The organism is Streptomyces sp. NPDC097640 (assembly GCF_040302705.1).
Taxonomy (GTDB): domain Bacteria; phylum Actinomycetota; class Actinomycetes; order Streptomycetales; family Streptomycetaceae; genus Streptomyces.
Map to the genome: position 1 here is coordinate 52,595 of NZ_JBEOSB010000008.1, position 16,881 is coordinate 69,475.

At 69.4% G+C, this 16,881-nt stretch carries 16 protein-coding genes; 9 read left to right on the plus strand and 7 right to left on the minus strand.

Features of this window, described 5'->3' with window-relative positions; genetic code table 11:
• The first annotated feature begins 29 nt into the window (after positions 1 to 29).
• From ABTY62_RS14090 to ABTY62_RS14120, 7 genes are all read left to right on the plus strand, one after another.
• Positions 30 to 683: a hypothetical protein gene (locus ABTY62_RS14090; protein WP_352129676.1), complete on the plus strand. Its 654-nt coding sequence runs from the start codon at positions 30 to 32 to the stop codon at positions 681 to 683.
• 146 nt (positions 684 to 829) lie between these two features.
• Positions 830 to 2,725 carry a translational GTPase TypA gene (gene typA / locus ABTY62_RS14095; RefSeq protein ID WP_352129677.1) on the plus strand — a complete coding sequence of 632 codons (1,896 nt, stop codon included), beginning with the start codon at positions 830 to 832 and terminating at the stop codon, positions 2,723 to 2,725.
• A 520-nt stretch (positions 2,726 to 3,245) separates the two neighbouring features.
• The gene (locus tag ABTY62_RS14100) at positions 3,246 to 4,892 is read left to right on the plus strand and encodes a peptide ABC transporter substrate-binding protein (RefSeq protein ID WP_352129678.1); all 1,647 of its coding nucleotides are present in this window, start codon (positions 3,246 to 3,248) and stop codon (positions 4,890 to 4,892) included.
• A gap of 158 nt (positions 4,893 to 5,050) precedes the next feature.
• The gene (locus ABTY62_RS14105; RefSeq protein WP_352129679.1) at positions 5,051 to 5,977 is read left to right on the plus strand and encodes an ABC transporter permease; all 927 of its coding nucleotides are present in this window, start codon (positions 5,051 to 5,053) and stop codon (positions 5,975 to 5,977) included.
• Positions 5,970 to 6,935, plus strand: coding sequence for an ABC transporter permease (locus ABTY62_RS14110; protein WP_352129680.1), 966 nt, complete (start codon positions 5,970 to 5,972; stop codon positions 6,933 to 6,935). The genes ABTY62_RS14105 and ABTY62_RS14110 overlap by 8 nt, the downstream gene beginning before the upstream one ends.
• 11 nt (positions 6,936 to 6,946) lie before the next feature.
• The gene (locus ABTY62_RS14115; protein ID WP_352129681.1) at positions 6,947 to 8,005 is read left to right on the plus strand and encodes an ABC transporter ATP-binding protein; all 1,059 of its coding nucleotides are present in this window, start codon (positions 6,947 to 6,949) and stop codon (positions 8,003 to 8,005) included.
• Entirely contained in the window at positions 7,998 to 9,143 is a 1,146-nt protein-coding gene (locus ABTY62_RS14120; protein WP_352129682.1) for an ABC transporter ATP-binding protein, read from the plus strand. Before ABTY62_RS14115 ends, ABTY62_RS14120 begins: the two co-directional genes overlap by 8 nt.
• A gap of 143 nt (positions 9,144 to 9,286) precedes the next feature.
• Here the strand turns inward: ABTY62_RS14120 and ABTY62_RS14125 are convergent, their stop codons facing one another.
• The 5 genes from ABTY62_RS14125 to ABTY62_RS14145 all read right to left on the minus strand — a co-directional run bounded on the left by ABTY62_RS14125 (position 9,287) and on the right by ABTY62_RS14145 (position 12,592).
• Complete coding sequence (locus ABTY62_RS14125; RefSeq protein ID WP_352129683.1) at positions 9,287 to 9,985, minus strand: hypothetical protein; 699 nt, start codon at positions 9,983 to 9,985, stop codon at positions 9,287 to 9,289.
• A complete protein-coding gene (locus ABTY62_RS14130; RefSeq protein WP_352129684.1) occupies positions 9,985 to 10,884 on the minus strand; it encodes an ATP-binding cassette domain-containing protein in 900 nt (299 codons plus the stop codon). Before ABTY62_RS14130 ends, ABTY62_RS14125 begins: the two co-directional genes overlap by 1 nt.
• On the minus strand, positions 10,881 to 11,273 hold the full coding sequence (locus tag ABTY62_RS14135; RefSeq protein ID WP_352129685.1) for a GntR family transcriptional regulator: 393 nt from the start codon (positions 11,271 to 11,273) through the stop codon (positions 10,881 to 10,883). The genes ABTY62_RS14130 and ABTY62_RS14135 overlap by 4 nt, the downstream gene beginning before the upstream one ends.
• A 162-nt stretch (positions 11,274 to 11,435) precedes the next feature.
• Entirely contained in the window at positions 11,436 to 11,717 is a 282-nt protein-coding gene (locus ABTY62_RS14140; protein WP_352129686.1) for a hypothetical protein, read from the minus strand.
• Positions 11,718 to 11,752: 35 nt separating this feature from the next.
• Entirely contained in the window at positions 11,753 to 12,592 is an 840-nt protein-coding gene (locus tag ABTY62_RS14145) for an MmyB family transcriptional regulator (RefSeq protein WP_352129687.1), read from the minus strand.
• 120 nt (positions 12,593 to 12,712) lie between these two features.
• Between ABTY62_RS14145 and ABTY62_RS14150 the strand changes: the two genes are divergently transcribed.
• On the plus strand, positions 12,713 to 13,726 hold the full coding sequence (locus tag ABTY62_RS14150) for a zinc-dependent alcohol dehydrogenase family protein (protein ID WP_352129688.1): 1,014 nt from the start codon (positions 12,713 to 12,715) through the stop codon (positions 13,724 to 13,726).
• Positions 13,727 to 13,816: 90 nt separating this feature from the next.
• On the opposite strand, the gene ABTY62_RS14155 is transcribed toward ABTY62_RS14150, so the two are convergent.
• Together ABTY62_RS14155 and ABTY62_RS14160 are read right to left on the minus strand one after the other, a co-directional pair.
• Positions 13,817 to 14,956, minus strand: a complete 1,140-nt coding sequence (locus ABTY62_RS14155; RefSeq protein ID WP_352129689.1) for an epoxide hydrolase family protein — start codon at positions 14,954 to 14,956, stop codon at positions 13,817 to 13,819.
• Between the two features lie 86 nt (positions 14,957 to 15,042).
• Positions 15,043 to 15,876, minus strand: a complete 834-nt coding sequence (locus ABTY62_RS14160) for an NAD(P)H-binding protein (protein ID WP_352129690.1) — start codon at positions 15,874 to 15,876, stop codon at positions 15,043 to 15,045.
• A 91-nt stretch (positions 15,877 to 15,967) separates the two neighbouring features.
• Here ABTY62_RS14160 and ABTY62_RS14165 point away from each other — a divergent pair, with 91 nt between their 5' ends.
• Complete coding sequence (locus ABTY62_RS14165) at positions 15,968 to 16,858, plus strand: AraC family transcriptional regulator (RefSeq protein ID WP_352129691.1); 891 nt, start codon at positions 15,968 to 15,970, stop codon at positions 16,856 to 16,858.
• Positions 16,859 to 16,881 lie beyond the last annotated feature (23 nt).

The following is a 16,881-nucleotide window of genomic DNA, read 5'->3' on the forward strand; positions in this document are numbered from 1 at the left end:
CCAGGACATTGGACACACGGGGGAGCGACATGAAGCGCGGACTGACCACGGCGGTCGCGGCTGTAGCGATCATGGCGGGGGCGGTGGGCTGTTCGTCCGGCGGCTCCGACGACTCCGACGACTCCGGCGGGGCCGCCCGCGGCGGCGCCCAGAACATCGCGGCCAAAAAGGCGTGCGCCGACGGCACGTACACCTGGCTGAATGTCTCCCGGCGCCCGGCGGTGACCGATATGGCGGTCGCCACCAAGGTCAAGAGGGGCGCCAAGGTCAGTACCGATGGCGTCGAGACGGTGGCCCGCTACACCGTGTCCGTCCGGACACAGGGCGCGACTCTGCCCGCGAAGCAGTCGATCCGCAGTCTGGCCCAGCAGGCGAAGCCGGTCGTCCCCCTGGCTGACCGTATCGGGCAGACGACCGCGTACGACAAGGACAAGGACTCCTCCTACGGCGAGGCCGGAGTACCTGGCCGCTATGTCATGGCCCGCGCGTACGACCTGGTCGAGGCCGATTTCCGCTATGCCTGCGGGGACGAGACGGTCAGCTCCGGCCACGTGGTGACCTGGGACGACGGCGGGATCGAGATCATCCTGGCGTGCGGCGAGAAGCTGGGCAAGGACGCGACCGACGCCGCGCGCGAGGCCGCCAGGCTGGGCTGTCGCGAGGGCGACCGCGCGCGGGACTGAGCCCGGCCCACCGGCCGTACGTGGGCGGGGCGCCCGTTACCTCCCCGCCCACGTACCATGGGGTGAGGCCGTGGCGTGATCTGCCCGGCGGGCGGGCGTACCGGACCGGGCGCGCCGCCATCCACGATTCCGGGAGAAGCGCCGCAGTGCCCACGCGCCACGACATCCGTAACGTTGCCATCGTCGCCCACGTCGACCACGGCAAGACGACCCTCGTCGATGCCATGCTCAAGCAGGCCGGCGCGTTCGCCGCCCACCAGCACGTCGACGACCGGGTCATGGACTCCAATGACCTGGAGCGCGAGAAAGGCATCACCATTCTCGCGAAGAACACCGCCGTCAAGTACCACCCGGCGGGCGGCGGGGACCCCGTCACCATCAACATCATCGACACCCCCGGCCACGCCGACTTCGGCGGCGAGGTCGAGCGCGGCCTGTCCATGGTCGACGCGGTCGTGCTGCTGGTGGACGCCTCCGAGGGCCCGCTGCCGCAGACCCGCTTCGTGCTGCGCAAGGCGCTTCAGGCCAAGCTGCCGGTCATCCTGTGCATCAACAAGACCGACCGCCCGGACGCCCGGATCGACGAGGTCGTCAACGAGACGTACGACCTCTTCCTGGACCTGGACGCGACCGAGGAGCAGATCGAGTTCCCGATCGTCTACGCCTGCGCCCGTGACGGCGTGGCCTCGCTGAACAAGCCGGAGGACGGCACCGTCCCGGCCGACAGCGACAGTCTCGAGCCGTTCTTCTCCACCCTCCTGGGGACCATCCCGGCCCCCGAGTACGACGCGAGCGCCCCCCTCCAGGCCCATGTCACCAACCTGGACGCGGACAACTTCCTCGGCCGTATCGCGCTGCTCCGCGTCGAGCAGGGCGAGCTGAAGAAGGGCCAGACCGTGGCCTGGATCAAGCGCGACGGCTCGATCTCCAACGTCCGGATCACCGAGCTGCTGATGACCGAGGCGCTCACCCGCAAGCCCGCCGAGGTGGCCGGGCCCGGCGACATCTGCGCGGTGGCGGGCATCCCGGAGATCATGATCGGCGAGACCCTGGCCGACCCCGAGAACCCGATCGCCCTCCCGCTGATCACGGTGGACGAGCCGGCCATCTCGATGACCATCGGGACCAACACCTCGCCGCTGGTCGGCCGGGGCCCCGGCGGCAAGGGCGCGGACAAGGCGGTCGTGAAGGACCGGAAGGTCACCGCGCGCCTGGTCAAGGACCGCCTGGAGCGCGAGCTGATCGGCAATGTCTCGCTGCGCGTCCTGCCCACCGACCGCCCGGACGCCTGGGAGGTGCAGGGCCGGGGCGAGCTGGCGCTGGCCATCCTGGTGGAGACCATGCGCCGGGAGGGCTTCGAGCTGACCGTCGGCAAGCCGCAGGTGGTCACCCGGGAGGTCGACGGCAAGGTCCACGAGCCCATCGAGCGCATCACCATCGATGTGCCCGAGGAGCACATGGGCGCGGTCACCCAGCTCATGGGCACCCGCAAGGGCCGGATGGACAACATGTCCAACCACGGCTCCGGCTGGGTCCGCATGGAGTTCATCGTGCCCTCCCGCGGCCTCATCGGCTTCCGTACGGAGTTCCTGACCCAGACCAGGGGCACCGGTATCGCGCACTCCATCCACGAGGGCCACGAGCCGTGGTTCGGGGAGCTGAAGACCCGCAACAACGGCTCGCTGGTGGCCGACCGCTCGGGCGCGGTGACCGCCTTCGCGATGACCAACCTCCAGGAGCGGGGCACGCTGTTCATCTCCCCGGGCACCGAGGTGTACGAGGGCATGATCGTCGGGGAGAACTCCCGCTCCGACGACATGGATGTGAATATCACCAAGGAGAAGAAGCTCACCAACATGCGGTCCTCGACGGCGGATGTGACCGAGTCCCTGGTCCCGCCGCGGGTGCTGTCGCTGGAGCAGTCCCTGGAGTTCTGCCGCGACGACGAGTGCGTCGAGGTGACCCCGGAGACGGTCCGTATCCGCAAGCTGGTGCTGGACCAGAAGGACCGCGCCCGGACCGCCGCCCGCGCGAAGCGGTAAGGCCTGCGCGAAGCGGTAACGCCGCGCGCGACCGCTCGTAAACGCGATATCAAAAATAATACCGGCCGATTACCCTACGTAATCGGCCGGTATGGCGTCTGCGCTATTCGGCGGCCCGGACTCTCGGCTTCTTTGACCGGGGTCCGGGCCGCTGCCATGTCAGCAACTTGCCAGTCAAGCTCTTATCCGACAACCAGTGTCCGATTATCGGTGAATGCGCTCCGCATGATGTGTTAACAGTCCGTTTCGCGTGTGTCTGTCTGCGGCAGTTTTGTCCGGATTTCGAAGCTCCGCGCGTAGATCCTGTGACCAAAGCGAGACCCTTAAAGTGTGGTTAACGGGACTGCCGTGCTCAATTATTGGGTCCGTTGGGCTCGGGTCGATGGGTCACGCGCTGTGGGGAGCGCAGGCCTACGAGCACACGGGGGGTTCCGGTCCCTTTCGCTGTCAGGGGTGTCAGCGTGTCTCCGGCGGCCCCCTTTTTTTCGTAGTGACAGTGGACTCCTGAGGAGGCTTACCCATGCGCGGTGCGATGAGCGCCAAGTGGGTCGCGATGGCCGCGGTTGTGGCGCTGGCCGCAACCGCCTGTGGTGGCGGCGACAACAAGGACAGCGGCAGCAAGGACATGAACAAGGGGTCGGCGGACCCGAACGGGATCCTGACCGCCCAGCTCGGCGAGCCGCAGAACCCGCTCCAGCCGGCGAACGCCAAGGAGAGCCAGGGCAGCCGCGTCATCCGCTCGGTCTTCTCCCAGCTGGTGGGCTATGAGCCGGGCACCGGCAAGCTGACCTACGTCAACGCCGAGTCCGTCACCCCGAACAAGGACTCCTCGGTCTGGACCGTCAAGCTGAAGCCGGGCTGGAAGTTCCACAACGGCGAGGCCGTGACCGCCCAGTCCTACGTGGACTCCTGGAACTGGTCGGCCAACGTCAAGAACGCCCAGACCAACTCCAGCTGGTTCCAGGACATCAAGGGTTACGAGGATGTCCACCCGGCGAAGGGTGACCCCAAGTCGGACAAGATGTCCGGTCTGAAGGTCGTCAACGACAACGAGTTCAAGATCGAGCTGGCCAGCTCGGTCTCGTACTTCGCCTACAAGCTCGGCTACGACGTCTGGTCCCCGCTGCCCAAGGAGTTCTTCAAGGACCCCAAGGCCGCCGGTGAGCACCCGATCGGCAACGGTCCCTACAAGTTCGTCTCCTGGGACCACAAGAAGATGATCAAGGTCCGGAAGTTCGCCGACTACCAGGGCCCGGACAAGCCCAAGAACGGCGGCATCGACTTCGTCAACTACACCACCGCCGACGCCGCCTACTCGGCCCTGCGCTCCGACACCCTCGACTGGATCGAGCAGGTGCCCACCACGGCGCTCACCAACTACAAGAGCGACCTGGGTGCCCGCGCGATCGACCAGGAGTACTCGGCGGTCCAGTCGATCGTCCCGGCGTTCTACACCAAGCAGTTCAAGAACATCGACCCCAAGGTCATCCAGGGTCTGTCGATGGCGATCGACCGCGACACGATCACCAAGACTGTGCTGCACGGCTCGCGCAGCCCGGCCGACAGCTATGTCGCCCGCGGCGTGCTCGGCTACAAGCCGGGTGCGCTCAAGGAGCAGGTCACCTACAACCCGGCCGAGGCCAAGAAGCTGGTCGAGGAGGGTGGCGGCGTCCCGGGCAACAAGATCTCCATCCAGTACAACGCCGACCAGCCGCACAAGGAGTGGGTCGACGCGGTCTGCAACAGCATCCGCAAGGCCCTCGACATCGAGTGCGTGGGCGACTCCAAGCCGGACTTCCAGACCGACCTGAACGCCCGTGACAAGCACCAGGTCAAGTCGATGTACCGCGGTGGCTGGGTGCTCGACTACCCGGTCAACTCCAACTTCATGCGCGACCTGTACGGCACCACCTCCGCCGGTAACACCAGCGGCTACTCCAACAAGGAGTTCGACAAGCTGAGCAAGAAGGCCGACGAGGCCCCGACGCTCGACGAGACGGTGAAGCTGTACCAGCAGGCGGAGCAGCTCCTCGCCAAGGACATGCCGGCGATCCCGCTGTGGTTCTACAAGGTCAACAGCGGCCAGTCCAAGAACGTCCTCGGGAAGATCCCGTACGGCCAGGACGGTGACCCCATCTTCACCGACGTTCAGGTGAAGAAGAAGTAAGCATCGGGACCGCCTGCCGGTGTCGCCGCTGCCCCTCACCCCGGGGAGCGGCGACACCGGCTCGCAGGCGTCAAGGCCCCGCCACTTGTCCCCCCACCCGGTGGCTGTAGACGAGACGAGACGAGGCCTTCGCCGCCCCCCAACGGCATGGAGGCATAATGGGGCGCTACGTCCTCAGGCGACTGCTCCAGATGATCCCGGTGTTCATCGGGACGACTCTGTTGATTTTTCTCATGATCCACGTCCTTCCCGGCGACCCCATCAGGGCGATGTGGGGCGACAAGGCCGCGGACCCCGCGCAGGTCGTGCAGCTGCGCCACAAGTTCGGGCTGGACAAGCCCCTGTGGCAGCAGTACGTCGACTACATGGTCAACCTGTTCAAGGGCGACTTCGGCGAGACGTTCGGCGGCCAGCCGGTCCTGGACGAGATCACCCGGGCGTTCCCGGTGACCCTCCGGCTCGCGGCGGTGGCCCTCACCATCGAGATGATCGTCGGCATCGGGCTCGGCGCCTGGGCCGGACTGAAGGCCGGCAAGGCCGTCGACACCGGCGTGCTGATCTTCACGCTCATCGTCATCGCGATGCCGGTGTTCGTCCTCGGCTACCTCGCCCGGTTCCTCTTCGCGGACGAACTCCAGTGGCTGCCGCCCAACGTCCAGGACTCCACCAACCTGGAGCAACTGCTGCTGCCGGGCCTGGTCCTCGGGCTGCTGTCCATGGCGTATGTGGCCCGGCTGACCCGCACCACCTTCGCGGAGAACCTGCGCGCCGACTACATGCGCACCGCGCTCGCCAAGGGCCTGCCGCGCCGCCGCATCGTCGGCGTCCACCTGCTGCGCAACTCGCTCATTCCGGTGATCACCTTCCTCGGCACCGACGTGGGCAGCCTCATCGGCGGCGCGGTCGTGACCGAGGGCATCTTCAACGTCCAGGGTGTCGGGAACCTGCTGTACACCGCGCTCGTACAGCGCGAGGGCATCACGATCGTCGGCATCGTCACGGTCCTCGTTCTCATCATCCTGCTGATCAACCTGCTGGTCGACCTGCTGTACGCGGTCCTGGACCCGAGGATCCGTTATGCCTGACGTGACCAAGACCAAGACCGACACAGCGGTCGACACGGTGGCCCCGCCGGCCGAGCCGGCCGCCGCCCCGGCCGCCGGACCCGCCCCCCAGGGCAAGCCGCGCTCCCTGTGGGGCGACGCCTGGTACGAGCTGCGCCACCGGCCCATGTTCTGGATCTCGGCGGTCCTGCTGGTGCTGCTGCTCGCCATCGCCGCCTTCCCGGGGCTGTTCACCGGTGCCGACCCGCGCGACGGCGACCTGACCAACCACTTCCTGACCAAGCCGGAGCTGACCCACTTCTTCCAGGCCGACTGGTTCGGCTACGACGGCCAGGGGCGCTCGATCTACGCGCGTGTCATCTACGGCACCCGCGCCTCGGTCCTGGTCGGCCTCGGCACCACCGTTGTGGTCACGCTCGTCGGCGGGGTGCTCGGCATGCTGGCCGGCTACTTCGGCGGCTGGATCGACACGATCATCTCCCGGATCACCGACATCTTCTTCGGCTTGCCGTTCCTGCTCGGCACCATGGTCGTGATGAACGCCTTCACCGAGCGCAAGGTGTATGTCGTCATCGGCGCACTGGCGTTCCTCGGCTGGACCACCATCGCGCGGGTGACGCGCAGCTCGGTGATCACCGCCAAGCAGGCGGACTACGTGGTGGCGGCGCGCGCTCTCGGCGCCGGTACGCCCAGGATCCTGCTGCGCCATGTGCTGCCGAACGCGATCGCCCCGACGATCGTCGTCGCGACGATCGCCCTCGGTGCGTACATCTCTGCCGAGGCCACGCTGTCCTACCTGGGCCTGGGCCTCGCCGACCCGACGGTCTCCTGGGGCGTGGACATCTCCTCGGCCAAGGACGCCATCCGTGACAATCCGCATGTGATGCTGTTCCCGGCGGGGATGCTGAGCCTCACCGTCTTCGCGTTCATCATGCTCGGCGACGCGGTGCGCGACGCCCTCGACCCCAAGCTGCGCTGAGGAGGGCGTACGTGACCACCATCGAGAAGACCACGAGCGCCCCGGCGGCGCAGACCGAGGGTGACGACGCCACCCCGCTGCTGGACGTGCGCGATCTGCACGTCGAGTTCCACACCCGGGACGGTGTCGCCAAGGCCGTCAACGGCGTCAACTACAGCGTCAGCGCGGGCGAGACCCTCGCCGTGCTCGGCGAGTCGGGCTCCGGCAAGTCGGTGACCGCCCAGGCGATCATGGGCATCCTCGACATGCCGCCCGGCAGGATCCCGCAGGGCCAGATCCTGTTCCGCGGCGAGGACATGCTCACCATGTCCAATGAGGAGCGCCGCAAGATCCGCGGCCGGAAGATCGCCATGATCTTCCAGGACGCGCTCTCCTCGCTGAACCCGGTGCTCTCCGTCGGCTACCAGCTCGGCGAGATGTTCCGGGTCCACCAGGGCCTGTCCAAGAAGGCGGCCAAGGCCAAGGCCATCGAGCTGATGGACCGGGTGCGCATTCCGGCGGCGAAGGAGCGGGTGGGGGACTATCCGCACCAGTTCTCCGGCGGTATGCGCCAGCGCATCATGATCGCCATGGCGATGGCGCTGGAGCCGGACCTGATCATCGCCGACGAGCCCACGACCGCCCTGGACGTCACCGTCCAGGCCCAGGTCATGGATCTGCTCGCCGAGCTCCAGCGCGAGTTCAACATGGGCCTGATCCTGATCACCCACGACCTGGGCGTGGTCGCCGACGTCGCCGACAAGATCGCGGTGATGTACGCGGGCCGGATCGTCGAGACCGCCCCGGTCCACGAGCTCTACAAGCGCCCGTCCCACCCCTACACCCAGGGGCTGCTGGACTCGATCCCGCGCCTGGACCGCAAGGGCCAGGAGCTCTACGCGATCAAGGGCCTGCCGCCCAACCTGCTCAAGATCCCGACGGGCTGCGCCTTCAACCCGCGCTGCCCCAAGGCGCAGGACATCTGCCGCACCGACGTTCCTGTGCTGGAGCCGGTGACGGAGCAGGACGGCACCCCGCTGCCGGGCCGCGGCAGCGCGTGCCACTTCTGGAAGGAGACGATCCATGGCTGAGACCGACAAGAACGACGAGGCCATGGACGCCACCCCCAACGTGACCGAGGTCGAGGTGGTCGAGGCGGCCACCGAGGAGGCGGCCGTGGCCGCCCTCGACGCCCCGGTCGAGCGCGGCGAGCCGATCCTTCAGGTGCGAAACCTGGTCAAGCACTTCCCGCTGACCCAGGGCATCCTGTTCAGGCGGCAGATCGGCGCGGTCAAGGCCGTCGACGGCGTCTCCTTCGACCTCTACCAGGGCGAGACCCTCGGCATCGTCGGCGAGTCCGGCTGCGGCAAGTCCACGGTCGCCAAGCTGCTGATGACCCTGGAGACCGCCACGGCGGGCGAGGTCTTCTACAAGGGCCAGGACATCACCAGGCTGTCGGGGCGTGCCCTGAAGGCGGTCCGGCGCAACATCCAGATGGTGTTCCAGGACCCGTACACCTCGCTGAATCCACGGATGACGGTGGGCGACATCATCGGGGAGCCCTTCGAGATCCACCCGGAGGTGGCCCCGAAGGGTGACCGCCGCCGTAGGGTCCAGGAGCTGCTGGACGTGGTCGGCCTCAATCCGGAGTACATCAACCGGTATCCGCACCAGTTCTCCGGCGGTCAGCGCCAGCGCATCGGCATCGCGCGCGGTCTGGCGCTCAACCCGGAGATCATCATCTGCGACGAGCCGGTCTCGGCGCTGGATGTGTCCGTCCAGGCACAGGTCATCAACCTGATGGAGAAGCTCCAGGACGAGTTCAACCTCTCCTACCTCTTCATCGCCCACGACCTGTCCATCGTGCGTCACATCTCCGACCGCGTCGGCGTGATGTACCTGGGCAAGGTGGCCGAGATCGGCACCGACACCGAGATCTACGACCACCCGACCCACCCGTACACCCAGGCCCTGCTGTCCGCGGTGCCGGTCCCCGACCCGTCCTCGCGCGAGGGCCGGGAGCGGATCATCCTGGCCGGAGACGTCCCCTCCCCGGCCAACCCGCCCTCCGGCTGCCGCTTCCGCACCCGCTGCTGGAAGGCCGAGGACCGCTGTGCCAAGGAGGCCCCGCTGCTCGCCATCCCCGAGCGCTTCGCGGGCACGGACACGCCCGCGGCGCACGAGTCGGCGTGCCACTTCGCGGAGGAGAAGGACGTGGTCCACGCGTAGCGTTTGCTGCTCGGGCCATGACGAGGGCCGCCCGGACCGTATCGACGGTCCGGGCGGCCCTCGCGGTTGTTCAGGCAGGCCCGGCAGGCGGCCTCGATCCCGTCTGCCTGTCCACGGCGCGCTTTTCCGGGTGCGGCGCGGTCTTACACGGTCAGGCGGCGGATGGTGGCGAAGCCGCCGGCGAGCATGAGTGCGACGACGGCGGCGAGGGCGGCGGTGACTCCGGGGGCGGTGATGGTGGTGAAGAAGTGGCCGATGTCCGTCCAGCCGTGCACCCACGTCGCGATGATCGCGGCGAGGGCCAGCGCGCCGAGCTGTGCCGCGCCGAAGATCGCGGTGCCGGGTAGCCCGGCGCGGCGGTAGATCAGGCCGTACCACATTCCGTAGACGAACAAGAGGACGAACGTGGTCGTCGCGGTGATCCAGGACAGGTACCAGGGGCCGTCCAGGAGGTAGGGGACGCGGAAGTAGGCCATGTTGATGCCCCATCCGCCGGTCGCGCGTTCGAGGGTCTGGCCGACCGCGACGACGAGACCGAAGCACACGGCCAGGGCGAGGGCCAGTGAGGTGACGCCGAGAAAGTAGATACGGCGGCTGACTCCGAGGGCCAGGGCGAACGGCAGTGCGCGGGCAACGGACTGCACGCCCAAGACGAGTACCACGCTGAAGACCGCGGCCAGGCCGCCGACCCAGCGGTGGTCGGTGTGACCGGCCGGGGTGAGTCGCAGGACCACGACGTCGAGGACGAAGCCGAAGGCCGCCCACGCCCAGGGCAGAACGAGATAGGTGACGCGATCGAGGAGCAGGTAGCGGACGACGGTGACGACCGGGGTGGGACGCATCAGGATGCTCTCGCTGTCGTGAGGCCGGACGGGGCGTGGCGCTCGGCCGCGTAGACCGCGAGTTGCTGAAGGCTGACCCCCTCCAGACGCAGGCGGAGGTGGTCGGCGAGTTCGTGGTCGCGTTCGTCGAGCCGACCGACCATCACCGCCTTGGCCTGCGTGCCCATCGTGCGCCGGCTCAGCGTGGTGCGGTCGGCGACGAACCGTTCCACGCCGCCGGCCGGGCCGGTGACGATCGTGGCGGTACCGCGCAGGTCGTCGGTGAGCGCGTCGAGGACCAGTCGGCCGTGGTCGAGGACCAGGACCCGGTCGAGGAGCTCGGCGGCCTCGTCGATGAGGTGGGTCGAGAGCACGATGCACCGTGGGTGGGCGGTGTAGTCGGCCAGCAACTGGTCGTAGAAGAGCGTGCGGGCGACCGCGTCCAGGCCCGCGTACGGCTCGTCGAACAGGGTGAGTTCGGCGCGGGCGGCCAGCCCGACGGTGATGCCGAGCGCCGTCCGCATGCCGCGCGACAGCTTCTTGATCGGTCGGTTCGGCGGCAGCTCGTACGCGTCGAGCAGCGTGCCGGCCAGGTCGGCGTCCCAGTTCGGGTACACCAGCGACGCCGCTGTGACCGCGTGCCGAACCCGCAGGTCGGGGTACGTCTGGTCCTCCCGTACGAGGATCATCCGGCGCAGCACCGCATCGTTCTCCAGCGGCCCGCCCCCGAACACGTGCACACGCCCGGAGGTGGCGAACTCCTGGCCGGCCAGGATGCGCAGCAGCGTGGTCTTCCCGGCGCCGTTGCGGCCCAGCAGTCCGGCGATGCATGGCGTGTCGATGTCGAAGGTGACATCGGTCAGCGCCTGGTGGTCGCGGTAGCGGCGCTCGACCCCTGCTACCGAGATCGCCGGCGTCATGCCACTCCTCCCGTCGTCACCTCGACCGAGGTCAGCTCCTCGCGTACCAGCCCGAGCAGTTCGTCCAGCTCGATCCCGAGCCGTGCCGCCTCGACCGCCAGCGGCCGTACGTAGCGGTCGGCGAAGCGGCGCCGCCGGGCTTGCACCAGCCGCTCCCGCGCCCCCTGCGCGACGAACATGCCGACGCCACGCCGCTTTTCCACCAGGCCCTCGTCCGAGAGGACGGTGAGGCTGCGCGCCGCCGTGGCCGGGTTGACCCGGTAGAACGCCGCGAGTTCGTTGCTGGACGCGACTCGTTCTCCCTCGCCCACAGTGCCGTCGGCGATTTGATTCGCCAACTCGGCAGCGATTTGGGCGAAGATCGGCCCGCCGTCATCGAGGAGTGACATCATGCCTCCGTTGCTCAACTGGTTCACTACCTTACTAATGAACCTATGGGCTGAGCAAGGGGCACGGCCCACCCCCACCTCCGGGAGAGCGACGGCTCCGCGCGCTTCAGCGGGCCGCGAAGGCGGGGGAGTTCGACCGGATGATCTAGTGCCCGGCGACGGTCACTTCATGTAGCAGACCTTGTGGCCCTCGATCCAGATCTTGTAGGTCTTGCCGTTGTGGGTGACCGTCTTGGTCTTGGCCTTGACTTCCTTACAGTTTTTGCCCGTCATGGTGGGTGAGGGCGTGGGCGAGGGCGTGTCCTGGGCGGAGGCTGCTTTGGCGTGCGTCACCGACGCGACGGGGGTCGCGAAAGCGGTACTCGTGGAGGCCACCGCCGCTCCACTGGCCAGCAGGGCCGCCGCAGCGCCGGTCGCCAGGGTGCGTACGATCGAGTTCCGCATCACTGTCACCTTCTCGGATCGATTCTGAACTGCCTTTATTTCAATTCTTCGCTCGCTCTCGGCGAGGACGCACGTCGATCACCTCGATGCCGCTCCGCCCGAATCCGCAGCAGTTCCGCCGTGGCCTGATCGGCGGGCAGAAACGCCTCCAGGTGGAGTTCGGCGAGGGTGATGTCCGTGGCGGTGGCGAAGGAGGTCAGCGTGGTGATGAGGCGTAGCTCACCGCCCGCCGACGCCAGTCGCATGGGGACGGAGAAGCCGAGGTGGTCAGGGCCGACGGGGGCCTGGGGGACGTAGGCGGCCAGCTCGTCGGTGAACGCGTCGAGGCGGGGGTCCGGGCTGCGCCGGCCCCTGGCGCGGAGGTTTTCGATGACGTGGCGGCCCCACTCGGGCAGATTGCGGACGCGGCAGGCCATCCCGTCCGGGTGGAGCATGAGCCGCAGCATATTGACCGGGGGCACGAGCAGTTCGGGGGCCGCGTCCTCGGTGAAGACCTCGACGGCGTCGTTGGCCGCCACCACGCGTCCGTACGGCGCGATGACGAGCGCCGGGTAGGGAAGATGGCCGTGCAGGATCTGCTCGAGGGCCGTACGGACCGGCTGTAGCGCCGACTCGTCCAGGCCCGACTCGGCGAACACGGGGGCGTAACCGGCCTTGCCGAGCAGGTCGTTGCGCTCCCGCAGGGAGAGGCGGAGCGATTCGGCGAGCCGGATGAGGATCGCGCGGCCCGGCTGGGAGCGGCCGCTTTCGATGAAGCTCAGGTGGCGTTGGGTGGTGTCGGCCAGCGCGGCCAGTTCGAGCTGGCTGAGCCGGCGCGCCCGGCGCCAGCGTCTCAGCTCGGCGCCGACGCCCGGCTGCTCGACGGTGTTGTTCACCCGGGTAGTTGTATCCGGAGGTCGTGACATGCGGCGATTCCCTTGAGGGAATTGCCGCATCGCGGGCCGCCTCGCAGGATCGCTCGGCACAACCACTGAGCGACTGCGAAAGGCCGTTTCATGAAGAGCTACCACCTTGTTCCGGGCCATGGCCTCGCCGGGCTGACCGTCCGGGACCGGGACGAGCCCGAGCCGGGGCGTGGACAGGTCGTGGTCAGGATGCGCGCGAACTCGATCGGTTTCCGCGATCTGATGGTGCTGGCCGACAACTATCCGCTGCCGATCACGCCCGGCGTGGTGCCCGGCTGCGAGGGGGTGGGCGAGGTCGTGGCGGTTGGCGAGGACGTGGGGCGGGTGAAGGCGGGCGACCGGGTGGCCGCCGCCGTCTTTCCCCGCTGGCTCGACGGCCCGTTCCGGCGCGACAACGCCGCACAGCTCGGCACCATGATCGACGGCGCGCTGACCGAGTACGCGGTGCTGAGCGAGGACGGCGTCGTGCCGATTCCGGAGCATCTGTCGTACGAGGAGGCCGCGACGCTGCCGCTGGCGGCGGTGACCGCCTGGAACGCCCTGACCACCGGCGGCGCGCCGCGCCCCGGCTCGACCGTGCTGACCCTCGGCTCGGGAGCCGTCTCGCTGTTCACCTTGCGGTTCGCGAAGCTGGCCGGCGCCCGGGTGATCGTGACCACCTCCGGCGCGGCCAAGGCCGAGCGGCTGAGGGCGCTCGGGGCCGACGAGGTGATCAACTACCGGGAGCGCCCGCAGTGGTGGCGGGACGTACGCGCCCTGACCGGTGACCTCGGCGCCGATCGGGTCGTCGATCCGTCGGGCCCGCTGGAGCAGTCGCTGAAGTCGGTCGCGGTCAGCGGGGAGGTGGCGCTCGTCGGCCGCTGGCTGTCCGGGGTCGAGGGGGCCAAGCCCCTGGACCCCGCGGTCCTGTTCGGCGCGGGCGCGGTGCTGCGGCGGGTCGCCACGGGGAGCCGGGCCCATTTCACCGAGCTGAACCGGGCGGTCGCGGCGCATCGGGTGCGTCCGGTGATCGACCGGGTGTTCCCGTTCGACGAGGTGCCGGACGCGTTCCGGTACGTCCAGGCCGGCGGCGGCTTCGGGAAGGTCGTCATCAGCCACGGCTGACCCCGGCGGCCGAGACGGCCCTGCGGTGCGTGGCGTCGGCGTCCTCGGCATAGGGGCGCAGGCCGGCTCCTGGCCTAGAAGGACCGGCAGTCAGCGCAGCGTGCGGAAGAACGCCCGTACGTCGCCGACGAGCGGCTCCGGCACCTCCATCGCCGCGAAGTGGCCGCCCGCGTCGAACTCCGACCAGTGCGTGATCGTGTGGTACGGCTCGGTGAGGCGGCGGATGGCGCCGTCGCCGTGGAACACCGCCACGCCGGTGGGGATCCCGGACCGCTCCGGGGGAGTGCGCCACACCGACGCCGCCTCCTTGTAGAGCCGGGCGGCCGAGCCGGACGTGTCGGTGAACCAGTAGATCGAGACGTTGGTCAGCACGGCGTCGCGGTCGAGCGCGTTCGGCTTGTCGCCGTGGGCGGCGAACCAGTCGAGGTTCCAGGCGAGTTGGCCGGAGGGGGAGTCGGCGAGGCCGTAGGCCAGGGTCTGGGGGCGGGTGCCCTGGATGGCGGCGTAGCCGGAGAGGTCGCGGTGCCAGCGGCGGGTACCGGCCAGGCGGGACTGTTCCGCGGGGGTGAGCCCCTCCAGTTGGACCGGGTCGCCCGAGGGGATCGTCACCAGCGCGTTGACATGCACGCCGATGACCTCGGCCGGGGCCACCCGCGCCACCTCGGGGGAGATGAGCGAGCCGAAGTCGCCGCCCTGCGTCCCGTAGCGCTCGTAGCCCAGGCGCCGCATCAGCTCGCTCCAGGCGGTGGCGATGCGGCGGATGCCCCAACCGGGCTCGCGGGTCGGGCCGGAGAAGCCGAAGCCGGGGAGGGACGGGATGACGAGGTGGAACGCGTCGGCGGGGTCGCCGCCGTGGGCGCGGGGATCGGTCAGGGGGCCGATGATCTCGGTGAACTCGGCGACCGAGCCGGGCCAGCCGTGGGTGATCAGCAGCGGCAGGGCGGCCGGCTCGGGGGAGCGGATGTGCAGGAAATGCACCCGCTGGCCGTCGATGTCCGTGGTGAACTGCGGAAACGCATTGAGCCGCGCCTCCTGCGCCCGCCAGTCGAACTCCTCGGCCCAGTACTCGGCCACCTCTTGCACGTAGCCCAGCGCCACGCCGTAGGACCACCCGACGCTGGGGAGCTCATCCGGCCAGCGGGTACGGGCCAGGCGCTCGCGCAGGTCGTCGAGGTCGGGCTGGGGGATGGCGATGCGGAAGGGACGGATGGGGTGCGTGGTGTCGTTCATGGGGCGCACGGTAGGGCCCCTTGAGGACGGTTGATGTCCTCAAGGGGCCTGCCCCGGCGCGCGTCAGCGCACGTGCGCCCCCTTGGCTACGCCCACGCCCCGGCCGCGGCGGCCTGCGCGGCGTAGGCGCCGAAATCGATCGGTTCGCGTCCGAGGACCCGCCGCACCCCGTCGCCGGGCTCGGTGAAGTGCCCGGCGCGCATGACGGCGAACAGCCCGTCGAGATCCCTGACGGCCTCCTCCGGGAACCCCTCGGCCAGGAGCTCGGCCCGGTACTCCTCCGGCGTGAGCTCCACGAAGCGCATGGGACGGCCCGCCGCCTCGGCGATCGTCGCCACGGCGGCCTCGAAGGTGAGCGCCCGGGGCCCCGAGAGGTCGTACACCTGGCCGTGATGGCCGTCCGTGGTCAGCACGGCCGCCGCCACATCGGCGATGTCCTGGGTGTCGATGAAAGGCTCCGGCATGGAGCCGATCGGCAGCGCCAGCCGGCCGTCCCGCAGCGGGGCGTGCCACACGTCTTCGTCGAAGTTCTGGCTGAAGTTGTTCGGGCGGAGGATCGTCCACCGCGCGCCGGAGTCGCGTACGGCCTGCTCCGCGGCGGCCATGCCCTGGAAGGCGTCGGCGGAGACCTGCTCGATCCCGCGGCCGGACAGCGCCACGAAGCGTCCGACGCCCGCCTCGGTCGCCCGCTTGACGAAGACCTGGGCCAGGGCCGGGTCCTCGGGAGCCATGAGATAGACCGCCGAGGCCCCGTCCAGGGCGGTCGGCCAGGTGTCCTGGTCGGACCAGTCGAACCGCACCTCGCCTGAGCGGGAGGCGGCCCGGACGTGCTCGCCCGCCGCCCGCAGCGTGTGCACCAGGCGGCGGCCGGTCTTGCCCGTCCCGCCCAGGACCAGGATCTCGTTCGCGTGTGTCGTCATGGTCAGCAAGTCAACCGGCCGGGGCGCGGGCTGGGGATGGCCGGTCGTACACGGGGCATACGCGATCGTCCAGACGGTTATCGTGGGGCATATGGATCCGTTCGACGATCTGCTGCGGGGCGTCCGCGCGGACGGGGCCGGCTTCAGCCGGACGGAGCTGTCGCCGCCGTGGGCCCTGCGGTTCACCGATGCGGCGTCCCTGACGCTGTGTGTGCCGCTGCGGGGCGAGGGCTGGATCTCCCCCGAGCGTCCCGGAGAAGGCGGGGAACCACGGCCGGTGCGGGTCGGTGACACCGCGATCGTGCGCGGGCCGGGGCCGTACGTCCTCTCCGACCGGCCCTCGTCGGCCGGGCCTGCCGGCCGTGCGGTGCTGCTGGTCGGGACGTACCAGGTGCGGTCCGAGGTGTCACGACGGCTGCTCGGGGTGCTGCCGCCGGTGCTGGTGATGCCCGGAAACGACGGCTGCGCGTCGCTGCTCGACTTCCTCGACGCGCAGGTCGCCGCCTGCCCGCCGGGGCAGCAGGTGGTGCTGGACCGGCTGCTCGACTGGCTGCTGGTGTGCGCGCTGCGCGAGTGGTCCGAGCAACCGGAGGCCGTGCCGCCGGGCTGGTTCCGGGCGCTGGGCGACGAGGCGATCGGCCCCGTGCTGCGGGCCATGCACGCCGCACCGGACCGGCAGTGGACGCTCGCGGCCCTGGCCGGTGAGGCGGGGGTGTCGCGTACGACGCTGGCCGGGCGGTTCGCCAAGCTGGTGGGCAAGCCGCCGCTGACCTATCTGACCGACTGGCGGATGGCCCTGGCCGCCGATCTGCTGACCGGGTCCACCGCGACGGTCGCCGCGGTGGCGCGCCAGGTCGGATACGCGGACGCGTTCGGGTTCAGCGCCGCCTTCAAGCGGATCCACGGGGTCAGCCCCAGCGAGTACCGCAGGACCTGCCGTACGGACCCCGATGGCGTCGGCGGGGAGTGCTCGCAGGCCTGAGCGGTGAACACGGACGGACCCCA